The following is an 18,665-nucleotide window of genomic DNA, read 5'->3' as shown; positions in this document are numbered from 1 at the left end:
AAAAAAACTACTGTATTATTATTCCTCATTTATTGGGATACTAAACAAAAGGGTTGTACCATTGCCGGGGGATGAAATAATTTTCATCGATCCATTCAATAGATCAACTCGCTCGCGCATACCGATTAAACCAAATGATTTATCTTTTGCTACATTTGGATCAAAACCTATCCCATTATCTTTGACGATTATATTTATTTTTTGTTTCAACCATTCAATTTTAACCCATGCCTCTTTAAATTTCCCGTGTTTCAAACCGTTTGTTAAAGATTCCTGTATTAGACGGAAAATGGCAATTTCGAAATTAGTATGCAATCTTTGTTCTACTCCATACGATTGAAAATTTATTGTACTTGTTGGATTGTATTCTTCTATAGTTGATAAATACTTTCTAAGTGTGGGCACAAGTCCCAAATCATCGAGTGCCATTGGGCGAAGATCGTAAATAATTCGACGAACTTCTGAAAGTGCATTTCGAACCATCTCTTTTAGTTCGACAATCTCTTTCATTGCTTCCTCTCCACCACGCTGCTGATAAGTAAGATTGATTAAATCTGTTCTTAGTAACACATTCGCAAGCATTTGGGCGGGACCGTCATGTATTTCACGAGAAAGTCTTTTGCGTTCTTCCTCTTGAGCCTCAATAATTTTCAAGGTGAAATCTTGTTTAATTTTTGCATTTTCAAGCGCTTCTCCAACTTCTTTTAAATCAGTAGTTAAATAATTGATCACTATATTTACTTGATTAACGAGCTGATCTGCCCGCTCAATCATTTCGAGAAGACCTTGGAGTCTACGCTCTAATTCGTCTCTTCGGTTTCTAAGTTGTCTTTCTTCTGCTCGTTTGATGAGTAGATTAATTTGAATTTCATTCGCAGTTTCGTAAGCATTCCGTATTTGGGGTTCATCGTACGTTTCAAAGTTTTTGGATACTTCTGCTAAACGATTTCTAGCTAATTTCGATTTTGATTCTAACAAATCAGCTTCAATAATGACTGCTTCAATGTCTCCACGAATTATTTCTAATTCAACTTTCATTTCATTGAAGTTTTCTCGACTTTGTTCGCTTATAATGAAAATATCCTTTTTCGAATGATCCATTACTTCTACCATTCGATCGAAAATAACATCTAACGATTGTGCTTCAAGGTTCTTTTTCGTCATCTGTTTTTTCTCCTTTGTTTGGATAAATGAGACTACATGCTTTCTTACTGACAAACCCTATTATAGCACTTATATACTAAAAATAAATTAAAATTAGTTTACAACTATATTTCAATTAATTCGAGGAGGACAATTTAAAAATGAGAAACGATTATCTAACTGTCAAAGGCTCTGGTGAAAGCGAGATTATTATCCAAAAATCACGTTTTCTCACCTACGTGAAGCGAGCCGAAACCGACGAGGAAGCACTTGTTTTTATTCATCTTATCAAACAAAAGCATAAAGATGCCAATCATAACTGTTCGGCTTACATAATTGGGGAGCATGATCATATCCAAAAAGCGAATGATGACGGCGAACCTAGTGGCACTGCAGGATTTCCAATGCTAGAAGTCCTTAAAAAACAAGGACTCAAAGATACGGTTGTCGTGGTGACTCGATATTTTGGAGGCATAAAACTTGGAGGTGGTGGCCTCATTCGTGCTTATGGTAAAGCGACAACAGAAGGTATTGATGCAGCAAAAGTTGTCGAACGTAAGCTTCATCACTTGATGAAAGTATCCATTGACTACACTTGGTTAGGAAAAGTTGAAAATGAAGTCCGAAGCTCTGAATATCCTCTCAAAGAAATAAACTATGCAGATTCTGTCGAAGTTTTTGTCTACACAATAGCAAAAGAAGAGGCAAAATTTGTAGATTGGATGTCTGAAATAACAAATGGACAAGCAAAAATCGAAATTGTCGAAAAAGAGTTTTTGGAATTTGAAGTAAATTGATTTATACTTTTTACAAGGGGTGGTAAATACATGAAAAAATTCATCGTAATATTAATGTTCCTTCTAAGTATAAGTATAGGTCCAACTATTTCGTTTGCAGCTGGGGATTGTCCAAGTATCGTTTCTTGGGATGGAGTCGAACTAAAATCGGGGCAAATCGGTCGAGTGATCGTTCAAAAACCGACTGCCATTTTTAAAAATGTGAATGGAAACTTTGAAGTTTTTAGAAAGGTAATAGTCGGTGAAAATTTTCGCGTATATGTTAATAAAGGAGCTTATTTTCATTTAGGTGAAGGGTTAGTAATAAAAAATGATTCAACCATTTTATACCAAACACCATCCAAAGAAAAACTGAGCCAACTCAATTGTGTAAGAACTGCTCGAACTTCGTTTACTATTGGTGACTCGATCACTTCTGTTTTATCAGAGTTAGGAACGGCAAAAAGAACCGTCACAAATGAATTTAATGCATCAACATCTATTTATCATCAAAAGTATAATAACTTTTACGCAATTAGTTATTTAAACAATAAAATCGCTTCGCTTTATACAAAAGATAAAAACTATCAATTTAATGGTATTTCAATTACTAACACTGTCAGCCAAATCGAAAGTAAATTAGGAAACCAATATGTAACAACAGGCAACACATATCCAATTGAAATTATTACGTATAATCTTCCAACCTATGAAGCAAACTTTTTTATCGATGTACATAATGATAATAAAGTCTCTGCAATATTATTAATTGATCAAGATTTAATTAATAGAAATTCAAATCTATACCCACCAAAATCAAGCATCTTAGAATCAAGTTATGAATCACTTTTATTTGAATTAACAAACGCTGAAAGAAAAGCACAAGGAGTTTCAATCTTACAGTATTCTTCTAGCATCTCAAATGTTGCTCGCAAACATAGTTTGGACATGGGCGAAAATGATTATTTCAACCACGAAAATCTGCGCGGTGAATCACCTTTTGACCGACTGAAAAATGGAGGAATACTTTTCCGAAATGCCGGAGAGAATATCGCCATGGGCTATACGAATCCTTATTTTGCACACGAAGCATTAATGAACTCGCTTGGCCACCGTAAAAATATTATTAGTACAAATTATACCCAACTAGGGGTTGGCGTACATTTTGCCAAATGGACATACGGCTCAATTCCCTATTATACGGAAAACTTTATAAAGCCTTAATATGGAAGCCATCTCTTAAGTTGCATTTAGACTAAGAGACGGTTTTTTTATACGTTCGGAGGTGGATAGTCGCTTACTCTAGTCAGTTTGCCACGTTTGCGGGCTTGTTTGTCTTGTTCAGCCATTTATCGTTATTTATTTCCATTTAATTCCTTAATTTTAATGCAAACTTTGAATTGGTCTCGGGTCCTGGCTATTTGGTCTCGGCTTGGGGTGAATTGGTCTCGATTTCACGCTATTTGGTCTCGTTCAGCCATTTATCGTTATTTTGTTACAATTAATACCACTGCTTCTATGCTGAACCATCTGAATTTGCCCAGTTGGCGGACTTACGAGTAAATTGGTTGCTCTCCCGGACTAATTGGTTGCTCTTTGTTTGAATTGGTTGCTCTCATGGACCAATTGGTTGCTTTCCATACTAATTTGGTTGCTTTCACCCCATATTAGGTCTCCCTTAACCATTTAATGTAAATTTCGACCTATACAAAAAAGGTGACCAAGTTAAGTTGGTCACCTTTTTGTTAGTACTTTTCGATTGTTACGCCTTGGTAATAGTGTTTAAGGATGCGGTCATATGTCCAGCCGGCATCTGCGCGGGCTTTGGCACCGTATTGACTCATGCCGATTCGATGGCCGTAGCCTTTTCCGTTTACGGTAATCGATTGGATGCCAGGAGTTGATGCTGTTGTGGAGACAATTCCTTCTTTCGTTTGAATTGCGACAGAGCCACTTGGTATCGTCTCGATCCCGGTTGCTGTTTGAACTTGCATATTGGTTAAAGAATTAACTGCGGTTGAGCCAGTTACTTTCTGTATAGCAAGGTTTGCTGTACCAGATGGTTTTGTGAAATTAATTTCAAACCAGTTTGATTTTAAAGATGCATTGTTGGCATCTAAAAATACACCGCGCATGACTGTTTCATTACCTTTGATCGTTTTTTCTCCAGCAGAAGTTACAATCGATACAGCCGTAACTTCTCCGTTAGAACCACCTTTTGTAATCTTCACATCTAGTAATTGATCAGTAGATGCATTAAATCCAAACTTCGTTAAAATATTGGAAGCGGGAATGCTGACGGACCAATTACTATAGGGAGATTTTTCAATTGAATCATCTACAGAGACAAAATATGGCACTTGGGCAGTATCCCATGCTTCCCCAATATTGGCAGTTCTGCCACCACTGGTAGAGTAATAATAAGCTTGTACTAGCTTTCCAGCAGATTTGATTACTAAACCAGTTGTTGCTTCCACTGCTGAATTTGTACTCTTTTGTTCCGAAGAATACCCTTTATACATTTGATCTTTTGTTGTACTACTTAATATTCCAGATTTACTTAATGTGTAGCTTCGTGCGGCAACTGCTTGTGCTTTTAATGCTTCAATATGCCAAGAAGCAGGAGATTCGTTCGGAATAACACCTTTTAAATAGTTTTCTAAATCCAGTCTGTTGGCAATTTGTACATTTGCACCGGATTTTACAACACTAAAGCTGCCTCGGTACTGTGTCCCAGATGGTGTCTTACCAAGAGGCTGATTTACAACGGATCCAACGGTAGCACTTGAAGAAGGTACCCAAGAAGAAACGCCTTGTTCATCTGTAACGGAGTACCAAAGTTCACCATCTGCATTCGTAAATTCATTTACAAAGTATGCACCTTGAAATGCTTTGTATGCTTTTACTACTTCATAATCTGCAGTAGCACCTTTTTTACCTTCTACATCCGCAGTGAACACGACCATTTTTTCATTGCCAGTTAAAGCATGTAAAGCATATCCATTTGCAGAATACATCGTAGCACCTATTTGATAGATGGAGACTTCCCCATTTACTTGCGAGAAAGTAACCGGTGTATTTGGTAATGCAAAGAACATCTCTTTCGTTGTTAAGTTTTCTAATTTGTACACACCATTTAAATTGAGCGATGTAGAAGATGCAGAATGTACTTCCACGGACACTTGTTTTGGATAACTTTCTTGTGAATATGCAAATGCAGTATTTGCTGTTAATAAACTAAGTATCGCTACTGATAAAATGGTCAATCCTTTTTTGAACATTTATTTCACCTCAGTTAGCGTACTTAGCACCCAACCTTTTGTTCCTTTTGCGGTTTGCACATTGTACCATGTTTCGCCATTCGCATTTTTGAATGAACCTAAATATTTTAAGGTGGTTCCTTTTGCAACCAATTCAAGTGACTGATAATTTGTAGTTGCACCTTTTCTTACGTTTACTGCTTGTTTAGCTACTACATTTGAGGGTATAGAACTAGTAGGCTTAGTTATTGTGACATCTCCTGAAAATACCCAGCCTTTTGCAGTAGCAGATATTTCCACACGGTACCATAATCCAGTAGCTGATTTAAATTGATCCACGACAGTCAGCGCTTTATCGGCTCCAAAAGTTGCTAACACTTTATAATCACGTGATGCGCCACTATACGCTTTTACACTACTAGCAGATGTATATACTACTTTTGGAGAATCTGTAGACGCATCTGGCACGGAAGGAGTGGTAGTTGGAGGAGTAACAACCACGTTACCTCCTTCAGCCACTGCTTTTTGCAATTGTTTAATCATTGCTTCTTGTTCTGTAAGTTGTTTTTCTAAAGCAGTTACTTTCGTTTGTAATGGATTTAACTGCGCTTGTACCCACTCAACAGATGCTAATAGTAAATTGGTGTCCGCTTTTGTAGATGTAGGAATAAACATAGAAACTATTAAACTTAGACCTAGAATAGTAGCAATTGCACCTATAAATTTTTTCTTCATCATATACCTTCCTCCCTTTTATTGATTGAAATAGTTTTCTAAACCTTTTCGAATTCCTGCAGCTGCATTCTTTTGGAACGCTACAGAAGCTAATTGTGCTTCTTCAGTAGGATTGGATATATATGCTAGTTCTACTAATACAGAAGGAAGCTCATTCATACGATTGACATAAAAAAGTTGTTCTTTAACGCCTTTATTGTAAGTACCAATTGTTTTTACTAAATCGGATTGAATACTCTTTGCAAGCGTTAAGCTTTTCGGACCATTAAAGTTTACGGTCGCATTGTAATAGGTGGTAGTTCCTTTAGAAGTTGCATTAAATGAGTCTGCATGAATACTTATAAATGCATCGTAATCTGATTTATTGGCAATATCTGTACGCTCTTTTAATTCCAAAAATACGTCTGTACTTCTCGTTAGGACAACTGTTGCTCCTGCAGCCTCTAACTCTGCTTTTAATGCCTTAGCTGTCGCAAGCGTTACATCTTTTTCTTTTGTCTTCTTAGGACCTACAGCCCCTGGATCCTTTGCACCGTGCCCCGCGTCCACAATAATTTTCTTTCCTACTAAGCCTTTTGGAACTACTTTTATCGTCAGTTCTTTATCAGCGTCTCGAATTGTGTACGTATAATTAGCATTGAATGTTATTAATAAAACAGATGTACCACCAGCTACCTGTTCGACTTTCATACTGTCGACACCAGTAACTTTTGATTTAATCTCATTAATTTGTGATAGATTTCCATAAATTCTTAAAACATTGGATGATGGCATTGTGTAGGACAACTTAAATTTAGATGGTTTAGACCATACAAGGTAGTCTTGTCCATTTCTCACTTCTGTTTTACCATTTGTTAATTGAATTGGTGATCCGTTAGATAATAAAGATGCTTGAATCCATCCTCTTTTTCCACTTTGCGTTTCAATATTAACCCAATTATTTAATGTACGTAATACTCTTACAGGAGTGTTCAAATTAATTGTATCCACTTTTTTAGATGTTTCATTTGCTCCACTATAAACAGTAGAAGTTTTCGTGCCAAACATCGTTGGAATATCATCATTCATTTCAAAATCTGGAATCCATCCTTCAACGCCTTGAGATGTTCGAATATTTATCCAAGAAGTTCCGTCAGAGATTATTTGATTGATCATAGTAAAGGATGTGTTTTTTGGTAATCCTAGTATTACTTTAGAATTATAGGAACTATCCATATACATTAGTGCATTGAATCGTTTAATTACCCCTGTTTCATCATAATCTGGAGTTTCATCCGATTTTTCTACGATGGAAATAACAGATTGATGTATCCAAGCTTCACCTGCATTAGTATTCACTTTATACCATTTTTCTTGATTTACATCTGCAGCATATTCGGATGATAAAAATTCATCATTTTGTTTGGATTGTGTCACAACATCAAAGTCAATTCCTGGGCCCGAACGCATATTGGCAACTGGTACTGAAACTTTTATATTCGTATCTATTACTACATGAGCGTTTTCATCTACTGGTGGTGTTTCGGTAGATGGATTTTCAGGAATTGCTGAAACACTTTCAAATGCTTCTGCAGGAACCCATCCCTTTTTCCCAACCGCGTAGGATATTTGATACCATTTTTCTTTTGAAGCATTTGTAAACTCTTGGTGAATCGAGAGTTTTGTTCCAACAATTAACGTCGCAACCGTTTTATAGCTCTTAGTCGCACCTGAGTATACGGAAGTTTGTTTAATTACGACTTTGTTTGAAATAGACGCTTCTTCAAAAGCAGATGCAAGCATCCACCCTTTTTTTCCACTAGCATACGTTACCTGAACCCATTTTTCTTTCAAGGCATTCGTAAACTCTTGATGGATTACAAGCGTTGTTCCAGGTTTAGCAGTAGATACGATATCATAATTTTTAGTAGCACCTTTATGAATCGTTGTTTGGTTGACTACTTTCATCGATGTCGCTGTTTCTCCAGCAGTTGCATTCAACACGAATAAGTCAGATGTCACCCAACCTTTTTTACCTTTGTAATCTACGTTAAACCATACTTCATTTTGAGCATTTGTAAATGCACTTACTATTTTCAATGAAGTGCCTACTGGAATTGTAGCTACTACTTTATAAGAAGTTGTTGCACCACTTCTCATATTTGCGGCATTTTTCCCTATTTTTTGAGTTGTTCCCGCATAAGAAGTACCAGAAGTTGTAGTGCTACTTTTTACAGCAGTAGTTGCTGCTTTCAAAAAGTCGCTAATGATCCAACCTTCTGTAGAATTATAGGAAACTTTGTACCAAATCTCGCCTTTACTATTTTTTTCAGTAGCAAGAACGGAGACAATTTGACCTGTATGTATTTTAGAAATACTATTAAACTCGGTTCCAGCTCCTTTTCTTACATTGACGTTTTCAGCCGTAAGTAAAGCTTTTTTCCCGACAAGTTGATCTATTACAACCGTTTGACTTGAGGCTGCGTAAGTTGATATTGGAGTGCTCCCTAGAACATTGATTGGCAAAAGGACAGAAGTTGCTAAAACAGAAGATGCTATTACTTTTTTCATTTGTTCCTCCTTGAAACGTGTATTTCTTCCATTTTAATAGACAAAATTAGATAAAACAATCCAACGAATGTAATTAAAACCAATGTTACAACAATGTAATATAAATATTTGTAATAAATATTACCTAAATAGTGGTTTTATAAGATTAAATAAACAATATTTTGAATTATAGCCGAGAAAAAAGTAATTTTTGGACTTGTTCTTATGTCGGGAAATGGACTTTTTTGGCACTCCGAGACTAATTTCGAGGTATGCGAGACCAATCTGAGCTTAGCAGAGACCAGTTTAAGCAGAGCCAAGACCAACTCATATTTAATGCTTGCTCAGTGTCATAAAATGGGCTTTTTTTGGCACTTCGAGACTAAATTCGAGGTATGCGAAACCAATCTGAGCTATGCGGAGACCAGTTTGTGCAGAGCCGAGACTAATTCGAACCAAGCCGAGACCAGCTCCCTCGAACCCGAGACTAATTTCCCGGGCACAGTGACCAATTCAGAAAACTCTACAAAAAAAGAGTAAAACGAATGGTCATTGCGACCTACTCGTTTTACTCGCCGATTGTTAAATCATTTACTGATTTAGTTGTGTTTATTTCGCTTTGTGCATTTTGCCCGAAGTCATCTAGATTTAGTTTCAGTTGTCGTTTAACTTCTTCGAGTGAATCATCTTTTAGAATGTAGTAATAGATACCTTTTCGTGTATCATCATTCCCTTCGAGTTGTAATTGCTCGATTGGAGATGATTTTATTTTTTGGTACATCTTGATCAAGCTAAAGTATTCGGAGGAAGGGATGTTCGTTTTCACATTGTTTCCTACGTCTTTAATCATATCGTCGATTTTCGTAATATTACTTAAGCTTGTAGCTTTATTAATAATTTCTTGAATAACTTTTCTTTGTCGCTCATTACGTCCCAAGTCTCCTTGAGGATCTTTTTTACGCATCCGGACATAAGCTAGTGCTTCATTACCATTTAAGAACATAGGTCCTTTTGAATAGGTCATCCATTTTAAACTACCAGTAAGTTGGGCTTTAAACGTAAATGGTACGTCTACATCTACCCCGCCAACCGTGTTAACAATATCTTCAAATCCTTGGAAGTCCGTTGAAACGTAATAGTCTATTGGAATATCTAAAAGCTTTTCCACTGTATTAATCGTATAGTTTATGCCCCCAAATGCATAAGCATGATTGATTTTATCCTCATATCTTAAATCAGGTATATAAACTCTCGTGTCACGTGGAATACTTACCATCGATATTTTTTCCGTTTTCGGATTAACAGTTGCTACCATTAAAACATCCGAACGACCATACTTTGCCTTTTCTTGATTGTCGATTCCGGCTATTAGCATTGTAAAAGCAGAGTCTTCCGCTTTAGCACTATTAAACTTTTTAGTAGAATTATTCTTATTATCTATATCCTTATCCAAAGGTTGATACATTTTTGTTATTGCATTTTTCGTCTGCAAAGATAAATTAGTTGCAAAAACAATAACACCTGAAAGCATAACCATTAAAACAATTAGTACCGTATATAAAATTTTTCTTCTCGTCTTGGATTTGCGTTTTATACGACGCGAAGTAGCCATATTAATTACCTACTTTACTTATAAAATATAATCTCACCAATTATACATAAATTTTTTCGACATGTATATCAAAAAGACAATTACTATTTCGTAAGGTTATGCAATAGATCTTTTACAATGGATGACCAACTGTATTCATTTATCGCTAAACTTCTTCCATTTGCTTGCATTTCCTTGCGATCTTCTTCATTCATCTCGACAAATTCATACATTGTATGTGCAATGGAATCTACGTTTTCAGGTGTCGCAACTAGACCAATTCCATTTTTAGAAATAATTTCAGCACTTTCTCCTTTTCCACAATAAAGCACTGGAACACCAGAAGATGCTGCTGGAAAAATCTTCGATGGTCGTGCACCTTCAAATAATTTCAAATCACGTAAAGGTACAATACTAACATCTGTTACAGAAAACAATTTTGGCATTTCTTTTAAAGGAAGATGACCTAAAAATGAAACATTCATAAGTCCCAACTCTTCCGTCAACTGATGAAGCTTTTCTTCTTCTGGACCAGCTCCAGCAATCAAAAAATGCACTTGTGGCAAGGTTTCCTGCATTTTTTTAGCTGCATATAAGATAAACTCCAAGCCTTGTGCATATCCTAGATTCCCACCATAAGAAAAAACAAACTTATTTTGTAAACCAAATTTTTCTACGTAAGCTTCGTCTCTTTCAGCCGGTTGGAAATAGGTCGTATTTACACCGTTTGGTAAGACAAAAACTTTATCTTCAGGCTGAGAATGATTTATAATATAGGACTTTATACCATCTGTTGCAGTTGCTATTTTCCAAGAATGCTTATAAAGGAAAGACTCTAAAATTTCCGCAAGCTTAATAAAAAACTTATTTTTTACAAGCCCTAGTTTTACTGCCGATTCTGGCCAAACATCCGCTACGTTAAATACAAATTTCGCTCCCTTAATTTTGGCACTTAATAAGCCGGTTAACCCTAAAAAGATGGGAGGTGAATTGACGATAATAACATCTACTTTCCCAGCTTTCATTAGCCCATAAAATGAACTAAATGTAAATGAAAAATAAGACACTAAACGTTTATAGAAAGTTCCCTTTTTCGAAGGGTAAATCCATGTGCGATGAACTGGAATACCATCCCACTTTTCAAATTCATATTTCTTTCCTTTATATTCATCCGGAATAACACCATGTGGATGATGAGGGAAAGCAGTGACTACTTGAATATCATGACCTTGTGCCAATAGTTCTTTGCTAACCTCATATACACGGATTTGTGGAGCTCCAGTTTCAGGTGGAAAATGTTGACATAAATATACAATACGCATAGCTATCACCGCTTTATTCTCTCAATTTGTTCTTCAAGTATGCAAGTAGTGGTTCTCTTAAATCGTCCCGCTTTAATGCAAAATCAAAAGTTGCTTGTAAAAAACCCAATTTATCTCCAACGTCATATCGTTTTCCATTAAATATGTAAGAGTAAATAGATTCTTTCTTTAATAATGAATCAATTGCGTCTGTTAACTGTATTTCACCTTTTACATCTGGTTGAACTTTTTCCAACTCCTCGAAGATGGCAGGAGTTAAAATGTAACGTCCCACAATTGCTTGGTTGGATGGGGCATTCTCAATAGAAGGTTTTTCAACTAATCTTTTGACTGAAAACAAGTTGTTTTCTGCTTCACTATAGTCGACAATGCCATATTTATGGACATCTTCTGTTGGAACTTCATTTACCCCTAAAATACTACTGTGGACTTCCTCATACTTATCAATCATCTGTTTTAAAGCAGGAACTTCTGCATCAATAATGTCATCTGGAAGTAGGACTGCAAATGGTTCATTGCCAATAAACTTTTTCGTACATAGTATGGCATGTCCTAATCCAAGCGGTTCTTTTTGACGCATATAATGAATGTCCACTAGGTTAGAAATATTTTCGACCGTTTCTAGCAATTCTAGTTTACCCGTTTTTTTCAAAAGAAGTTCTAATTCGATTGACTTATCAAAATGATCTTCCATTGACTTTTTGTTGCGTCCTGTCACTATGATAATGTCTTCAATTCCAGAAGCAATTGCTTCTTCGATAATGTATTGTAAATTTGGTTTATCTACAATTGGTAACATTTCTTTTGGCAATGCTTTGGTAGCAGGAAGAAAACGTGTCCCAAAACCCGCTGCAGGAATTACCGCTTTTTTTATCATGTCCAATCACCTTTTCATTTAACAGACTGTCTTGAAATGTATGTCCTTGATGAGCAGGATTTTTTTTGGAACTGCTCTGTCAACGGTCTGTTAATATTTTTCATACAATGAAAGCATATAATGTGCATTATCAATCCAGCTGTAATGCTCTTTTACATGAGCTACTCCAGCTTTGCCCATCGTAGCTCTTAGCTCACTATTTCTAGCCAACTTTTTAAATGCAGTAGCTAGTTGCTCTGGGCTATTTTTGTCGGTTACAATTCCAGTTACATCTTGCACGACTACTTCTGGCAAACCTCCTACATTTGATACGACAACAGGAACGCCACAAGCCATAGCTTCTACTGCTGCAACCCCAAAGCTTTCACTATCTTCTGTAGATGGTACAGCAAAAATGGACATTTTACGAATTACATTTGGTACTTCCGTATTCGGTACTTTTCCTGTAAATGTTGTTACCTTTTCAATCCCCATATTTTTTGCAAGCTCTTCGTATTCCGCTCTTTGTGGACCTTCTCCAGTAATAAGAAGTTCTGAGTTTGGATATTCTTTGTGAAATAAAGCAAATCCGCTTACTAAGTCAGCGATACCGTATTTATCTTCTAAACCTTTTACAGTCCCTACAATGATTTTCTCATCAGCTTCTGCAATGGTTGACGATGGATAAAATTGTTCAATATCTACCCCAAAAGGAGTTACTTCTACCGGACGATTTGTATACAGATTCGTTTCTTTTGCCATAACATGACTGGTTGAACAAATAGCAGTTGCTTTATTTAACGTAAATTCGATTAACTTCTTGTTAAGCCTGCTTTTTTTAGGAAACACAAAAATATCTTTTCCCCATACCGAAACAAAATACTTTTTATAGTTTACCATGGCCCCTAATAAACCATAGCTTGATACAAAGTGAGAATGTAATACATCTGGATTCCATTCTTTGAGCATCTTTTTCAAGGCTGGAGCAGCTGCTAAATAGGAAGCTTTTCCTGGCAATACTTTCGGTAGAATTTCTGTCGGTATTTGCTTTGCATTGTCCTCGGAATAATGATCTTTAAATGTATACACTTTAATATCGATTCCTTGAGATTGATAAAACAATGCCCATTTATGCGTATGGATCGATTTACTTGGAGCTAATAATGCAATTTTCATTGTTTGCCTCCTAATAGCGCATGCGCCGCTTGTTCGGCACGTTCATTCCATGCATGCTTTTGTAAGAAAGATTGTTGAATATTCCGCTTAAATTCTGTAAAATGCGGCTCAATCGATTGCATTCCTTGGACAAGACTTGCTGCATCATCCCCTGTTATAATCCCATAAGGACCTGACTGTATAAAATCCTCTTGGGCCGAACAGTTCGTAGCAATAATCGGAAGTCCAGCTGTTAAATATTCCACTAACTTAATCGGCACAGCGAAATCATTGTATATCGATCTTTTTCTTGGAATAAAAGCAAAATCCACTTCCTCATACACTTGTTGCAGTTCTGCACCACTCACATGCATTAATGTAATATACGATTTACTTAATTTTTCCTTATCCAAGCTGCTTAACTGAGTAAATTCTTCTTCACGGCAAACGATGATTAATTCGCCTAAAACACTGTCTTTATTTAACAAATCATATGATTCTACTAATGTAGGAAGTCCGTAATCATCGTTATTAATACCACCAACATAAATTCCTTTGAAAGGTTGCTGAATAACTTTACTATCCGTATGGATTTCCGTAAATCGACCGCCAGGAGGAAGTGCCATTTTAGCAGTGTTTATATTTACATATTTCCCCATCGCATCACTTGGTAAAAATATAGTATGCATATATTTTCCATATAAATTTTCTTCCATTTTATAAATAGTTTGCATAACGAACTTTTTTAGTCCTCTTAGCGAATACAATTCATCAAACTTCCAATATACATCTCGGTAAAAAATACCTATTGGCACATGATACTTCTTTAGAGTTTTAAAGACATCCTTATCTATTTTCCAGTCTTTTGGTATATGTCCTGGATCTGTTAACCATAAGGGAATTGTCTGATTTTCGGAATAACAAAACATCGTCTGCTCGTATTTTTTCTCTGCTACAACCTTATTCCAAAGCATTCGTCGCTCCTTAGTAGTTCCAGAAATGACGATAATCTCTAGTCCATGTTTGTCCGCATATACTTCAAATGCCTTTAACATTTCGACTGGACGTATGGCAGAGCCACTTTTAGGATTGGTAGCAATTGTAAAAGGATAATAAATAATTATATTCTTCATACTTTCACTCTTTTCTTCTTCACTTTGCTTATAAGAAAATTCCAAATTACCATAAAGTATTGTTCTAGAATAAATAATCCAGCTAAAACAACGGTCATTATCACCCAAATTGGGTTAAAGTAGAAATCTGAAACTCCCCCGACAAGTGTCCTTGGAATATTAATCGTGAAATACACAAATAGTGCAATAACAACTGGTGTTTTTCGTAAACGGATTAAGAGAATATAAAGGAGCTGAATGATAGTGGCAATGTAAACAATTGCCGCCATTACACCCATATAACCAAACGAAGCAAAAGCTTCACCTAAGAAAATTGTATTTAATACACCACCAGTACCCTTATCCACATTCCCAGGGAAAACATTTTCCATAACCATACGAGCAGAGCGTACTTGTTCGATGTCAAAAAAGCCAATGATAAAGGAAGGTAATCCCTTAGCCCCAAGTAAAGGAATCGAATGTGAAAAAGTATCCAAGTGCAAGAAAAAAGGTGCAATTTGCGCTAAAATAATTCTTCCAATCGGCCCCGTATTATAAGATAAGAAGCTTCCGACTTCCGTCACACCTTGAATAGCAATATACATGATGACTAAAAGGATAATTCCAGCTACTAAATAGCCACTTATTTTCTTCCAATTAAGCTTTAAGTTATTTGAATAAACCATTGCAAGTATTAACATGATGAAATAAAAGAAAATAGGAGATTTCGCTAAATCATATGTAGAAATTAAAACAGACGATATAAATAATACAAAGAAAAGAGCCTTCCAAAACAACTCTTTCGTTTTGGCAGCATAAACATACGCAATAATCGATAATATTGGTGTTAAAGCAATTCCAAATATATTCCGTATATATACAGCAATTCCGCTAATTCCTCTCGATGCATCTATCCGCATCTTCGCTAGTTCTGATGTATTCCCTTTTAACAGTTCTAAAATTGGAAGGTTGGAGGTCTTCAGAAAAGTGTAGGCAATAGCCAAAACTGAAATACCTGAAAGAGCAAGAAATGCTAGCTGAAAAACGGTTTTATTCTTATCTACACTTGTACGAACAGGTTCATGTAGGTATCGATCATATTCTAGTTGCGCATTAAAACCAAAAAGTCTTCCTACAACTAATTGCGTAAGTGGGAACAAAATCATTAATATTGTCAATAAAATAAATCCAATAATTCGATATTCTTCATGGTCCATTCTTTTGATCATGTAATAATCATCTATTCCTAGTGCAATTAATAATCCGCCAATATAACTGGAGATAAGGAAAGAATAATAATATATGATAGAAATCATATTTGGCTTTACAAGGGAAAGGCTTCCAGAAACCTTATGGAAAAGGTATGTGGAAGCCACCACCGTAAAGAGCCATATGCTAAAAATTAACAATGCTCACACCTACTTTATTTTCATCAATTACCCTCGGCGTAATTGCGCCCATATTTTTATCGAGCCCGCTCGATAAAAATATGGGGCATCCACCGGAGGCTTCAGCTTCATTTAGCTGAATATTCCTTTAGTAAAGCTAATACTTTTTCTGCTGTTTTTCCATCTCCAAATACAGGAGTATAAGACGGTGAAACCTGCTTTTGTACAGCTTCCACTATTTTAGTCGTATCCGTTCCAGTTAGGATATTTGCATCCTCTATTAGCGTTTCCACCCATTCTGTTTGATCGCGAACCGTTATACAAGGCACTTCTGCAAAATAAGCTTCTTTTTGAACTCCGCCAGAATCCGTGACAATTTTCTTTGCATTCATTTCTAATGACAACATATCTAAATAGCCAACTGGTTCGATTACTTTTAAATTAGGAATTTGATCCAACTGGAACCCATAGTCCTCTAATATTTTCTTCGTACGTGGATGAATTGGCCACACTTTATTGTCTGGTATTTGACTAAATGCATCAAGAATTGATCTCATACGATCGACATCATCCGTATTTTCTGCACGGTGAATCGTAATTAATAAGTAGTCTTTTGATTGCAATTCTTCCCGTTCCAAAATAGTAGAAGTAGATTCAGCAAGTGTTTTATTGTATAAGACTGCATCATACATAACATCTCCAATATTATAAACGCCATTCATAATGTTTTCGTTTGTTAAGTTTTGGATAGCTGTATTTGTTGGACAAAGAAGCAAACTTGAAACATGATCCGTTAAAATACGATTTACTTCTTCCGGCATTTTCATATTAAAGCTTCTAAGACCTGCTTCGATATGTACTATTGGAATATGCAGTTTCGCAGCAGCAAGTGCACCTGCTAGCGTAGAATTAGTGTCCCCGTATACGAGCACAAAATCCGGAGTCTCTTTTAAAATAATTTCTTCAATTTTAGCTAACATTTCACCAGTCTGTTTTCCATGATTTCCAGAACCAATTCCTAAATGATAGTCTGGTTTTGGAATATTCAACTCGTCAAAGAAGATATCAGACATATTTGCATCATAATGTTGTCCTGTATGAACAATGAGTTCTGTTACTTCTTCTTCACGTATAACACGTGAAACTGCAGCTGCTTTTATAAACTGAGGTCTTGCTCCTAATATTGTTAGAACTTTCATTTTGTTATCTCCTTCATCATCTCTATCATATCTTTTACAATAAACGAATTTATATTATACGGATTACTATATTTTTGACCATCTTTTTTAAAAGTTAAGGAATCTACATATTGTTTATATGTAGGATAAATTCCAAACCATTCCATTGGCTCATCAAAATATTTGCGGTAAAGATTTTTCTTTCGATATATTTTGCGCAATAAAGGATAAAGTAATCCATATTTGTTTCTCAATGAATTTTCGGGTCCTGGCTTTTGAGGTAATGGATAAAAATCAGGATACATTTTATGCAATGTATAATCATATAAATACTTCTTATATTTTAAATCCACTGGGATTTTACTAAAAAAGTAAATTAATCGATCATCCCATAACGGCATAGACCAATCCTGATCAAAGTATTCATACACTCGAACAGAGTTAATGATAAACTTTGCTTGTCTTTCCTTCCAGTTCCATTCATCCATAATCGACGTTACTCGCTCATTTGTAAGATTTGTGTAATCTGATACATCTTTCGTAACTGAATTAAAAATATCACTATTTGTAAAACTTATCCCACCAGTTTTTTGCCATAATCGGAAATGTTTAAGAACGATAAAATCTACTACTTCCTTCGTTGTAAACTCTTTATCAAGAATCGCTTCATATGGTAAATGGCTTCCACCTAAAAAATCTAGTGAATGACCAGGCATAAAAACTGCATTTTGTAAGGACTCTTCTTCCACCAATAACTTAGTACTAGGGAAATCTTGTAAATGCGCAGCCGATGTTCCATTGCTTGCGTATAAAACATAATCTTTCCATAATTTCGATTTATAAAGTTCTTCCCACATTGCTTTGTCATAGGCAAAGTATTTCCACTTTAATCCTAAGCGGTCGGCAATTTCTTTACTTACTGTAGCTTCTCCATTACCAGGTCTGCCATACGTAAAGGTAATAATAGAATCAGAGAGTCCTCTATCTTTTAATAATAATGCAATAATTCGAGAATCATATCCACCACTTAAAGGAAGAACAATTTTTCGTCCCGCCAATCTTACTACTAAGTCATCAAATACTTTATTTAAAATATGAGCTAGCTCCTCAGCAAAAGCGTCGACTGAGTCATTTTCTTTTTCTATTACATACGAATAATATGAATACTTGGATGCTCGCTCCTTTAAATGAACTATAGAAGCAACTTCCAACTGATACCAATTCTGAAATAATGTTTTTTCACCCGCAACAAAGCCAGCTAATAAAAGTTCCTCTTCTGCAACTTTCTGAATGGACATAGTAGAATTTGGTTCAAGGTGATCTTGTACAATCCAAGCATTTGATTCATTTAACGTATAAAACAATGGAATAGATCTCTTTTTATCTGTTACTAAAACGATCTCATTGCTCGTTTGTAAAATGAGCGCAAATTCTCCATTCCAAACCGCGGGATCCGGAGTTGCCCCATCATCATATAGATTTGCAAAGTTTTCATGGGTGACATATTGATTTTTATAGTAAAAATAACCTCTAAAAAAACCTTCATACCCCACACCTTTTATAGGATAAAATTCTTTATGTCTCAGGTTAGTTATACATTTTTTCTCCATGTCTTATCAC

Annotated in this window: 14 protein-coding genes; 2 read left to right on the top strand and 12 right to left on the bottom strand. The window is 35.7% G+C overall.

Annotated features, from left to right (window positions below):
• Window positions 1–18: 18 nt before the first annotated feature.
• Complete coding sequence (locus tag ACEPXG_RS04685) at window positions 19–1,164, bottom strand: sensor histidine kinase (RefSeq protein ID WP_391208001.1); 1,146 nt, start codon at window positions 1,162–1,164, stop codon at window positions 19–21.
• Window positions 1,165–1,304: 140 nt separating this feature from the next.
• On the opposite strand from ACEPXG_RS04685, the gene ACEPXG_RS04680 reads away from it, so the two are divergent.
• Entirely contained in the window at window positions 1,305–1,940 is a 636-nt protein-coding gene (locus ACEPXG_RS04680) for a YigZ family protein (RefSeq protein WP_391207999.1), read from the top strand.
• Window positions 1,941–1,970: 30 nt separating this feature from the next.
• Window positions 1,971–3,143 (top strand): CAP domain-containing protein, encoded by a 1,173-nt coding sequence (locus ACEPXG_RS04675; protein WP_391207997.1) that lies wholly within the window; start codon window positions 1,971–1,973, stop codon window positions 3,141–3,143.
• Window positions 3,144–3,664: 521 nt separating this feature from the next.
• On the opposite strand, the gene ACEPXG_RS04670 is transcribed toward ACEPXG_RS04675, so the two are convergent.
• From ACEPXG_RS04670 to ACEPXG_RS04620, 11 genes are all read right to left on the bottom strand, one after another.
• On the bottom strand, window positions 3,665–5,200 hold the full coding sequence (locus tag ACEPXG_RS04670) for a SpoIID/LytB domain-containing protein (protein WP_391207995.1): 1,536 nt from the start codon (window positions 5,198–5,200) through the stop codon (window positions 3,665–3,667).
• A complete protein-coding gene (locus tag ACEPXG_RS04665; RefSeq protein WP_391207993.1) occupies window positions 5,201–5,917 on the bottom strand; it encodes an SH3 domain-containing protein in 717 nt (238 codons plus the stop codon).
• A 15-nt stretch (window positions 5,918–5,932) separates the two neighbouring features.
• Complete coding sequence (locus ACEPXG_RS04660) at window positions 5,933–8,464, bottom strand: SH3 domain-containing protein (RefSeq protein WP_391207991.1); 2,532 nt, start codon at window positions 8,462–8,464, stop codon at window positions 5,933–5,935.
• A 547-nt stretch (window positions 8,465–9,011) separates the two neighbouring features.
• On the bottom strand, window positions 9,012–10,055 hold the full coding sequence (locus tag ACEPXG_RS04655) for an LCP family protein (RefSeq protein ID WP_391207989.1): 1,044 nt from the start codon (window positions 10,053–10,055) through the stop codon (window positions 9,012–9,014).
• An 83-nt stretch (window positions 10,056–10,138) separates the two neighbouring features.
• Window positions 10,139–11,356, bottom strand: a complete 1,218-nt coding sequence (locus ACEPXG_RS04650) for a glycosyltransferase family 4 protein (protein ID WP_391207987.1) — start codon at window positions 11,354–11,356, stop codon at window positions 10,139–10,141.
• 13 nt (window positions 11,357–11,369) lie between these two features.
• A complete protein-coding gene (galU, locus tag ACEPXG_RS04645; protein WP_391207985.1) occupies window positions 11,370–12,233 on the bottom strand; it encodes a UTP--glucose-1-phosphate uridylyltransferase GalU in 864 nt (287 codons plus the stop codon).
• Between the two features lie 90 nt (window positions 12,234–12,323).
• Window positions 12,324–13,388: a glycosyltransferase gene (locus tag ACEPXG_RS04640; protein WP_391207983.1), complete on the bottom strand. Its 1,065-nt coding sequence runs from the start codon at window positions 13,386–13,388 to the stop codon at window positions 12,324–12,326.
• A complete protein-coding gene (locus ACEPXG_RS04635) occupies window positions 13,385–14,500 on the bottom strand; it encodes a glycosyltransferase (RefSeq protein WP_391207981.1) in 1,116 nt (371 codons plus the stop codon). The genes ACEPXG_RS04640 and ACEPXG_RS04635 overlap by 4 nt, the downstream gene beginning before the upstream one ends.
• Window positions 14,497–15,795: an O-antigen polymerase gene (locus ACEPXG_RS04630; RefSeq protein ID WP_391207979.1), complete on the bottom strand. Its 1,299-nt coding sequence runs from the start codon at window positions 15,793–15,795 to the stop codon at window positions 14,497–14,499. Before ACEPXG_RS04630 ends, ACEPXG_RS04635 begins: the two co-directional genes overlap by 4 nt.
• Window positions 15,796–15,995: 200 nt before the next feature.
• Window positions 15,996–17,066: a non-hydrolyzing UDP-N-acetylglucosamine 2-epimerase gene (gene wecB / locus ACEPXG_RS04625; RefSeq protein WP_391207977.1), complete on the bottom strand. Its 1,071-nt coding sequence runs from the start codon at window positions 17,064–17,066 to the stop codon at window positions 15,996–15,998.
• Window positions 17,063–18,655 (bottom strand): 7-cyano-7-deazaguanine synthase, encoded by a 1,593-nt coding sequence (locus ACEPXG_RS04620; protein WP_391207976.1) that lies wholly within the window; start codon window positions 18,653–18,655, stop codon window positions 17,063–17,065. The genes wecB and ACEPXG_RS04620 overlap by 4 nt, the downstream gene beginning before the upstream one ends.
• Window positions 18,656–18,665: the final 10 nt, after the last annotated feature.

It is taken from the genome of Psychrobacillus sp. L4 (genome assembly GCF_042944905.1).
GTDB lineage: Bacteria > Bacillota > Bacilli > Bacillales_A > Planococcaceae > Psychrobacillus.
Note: the sequence above shows the minus strand (reverse complement) of the source record. Positions and strands in the feature narration are given on the sequence as shown.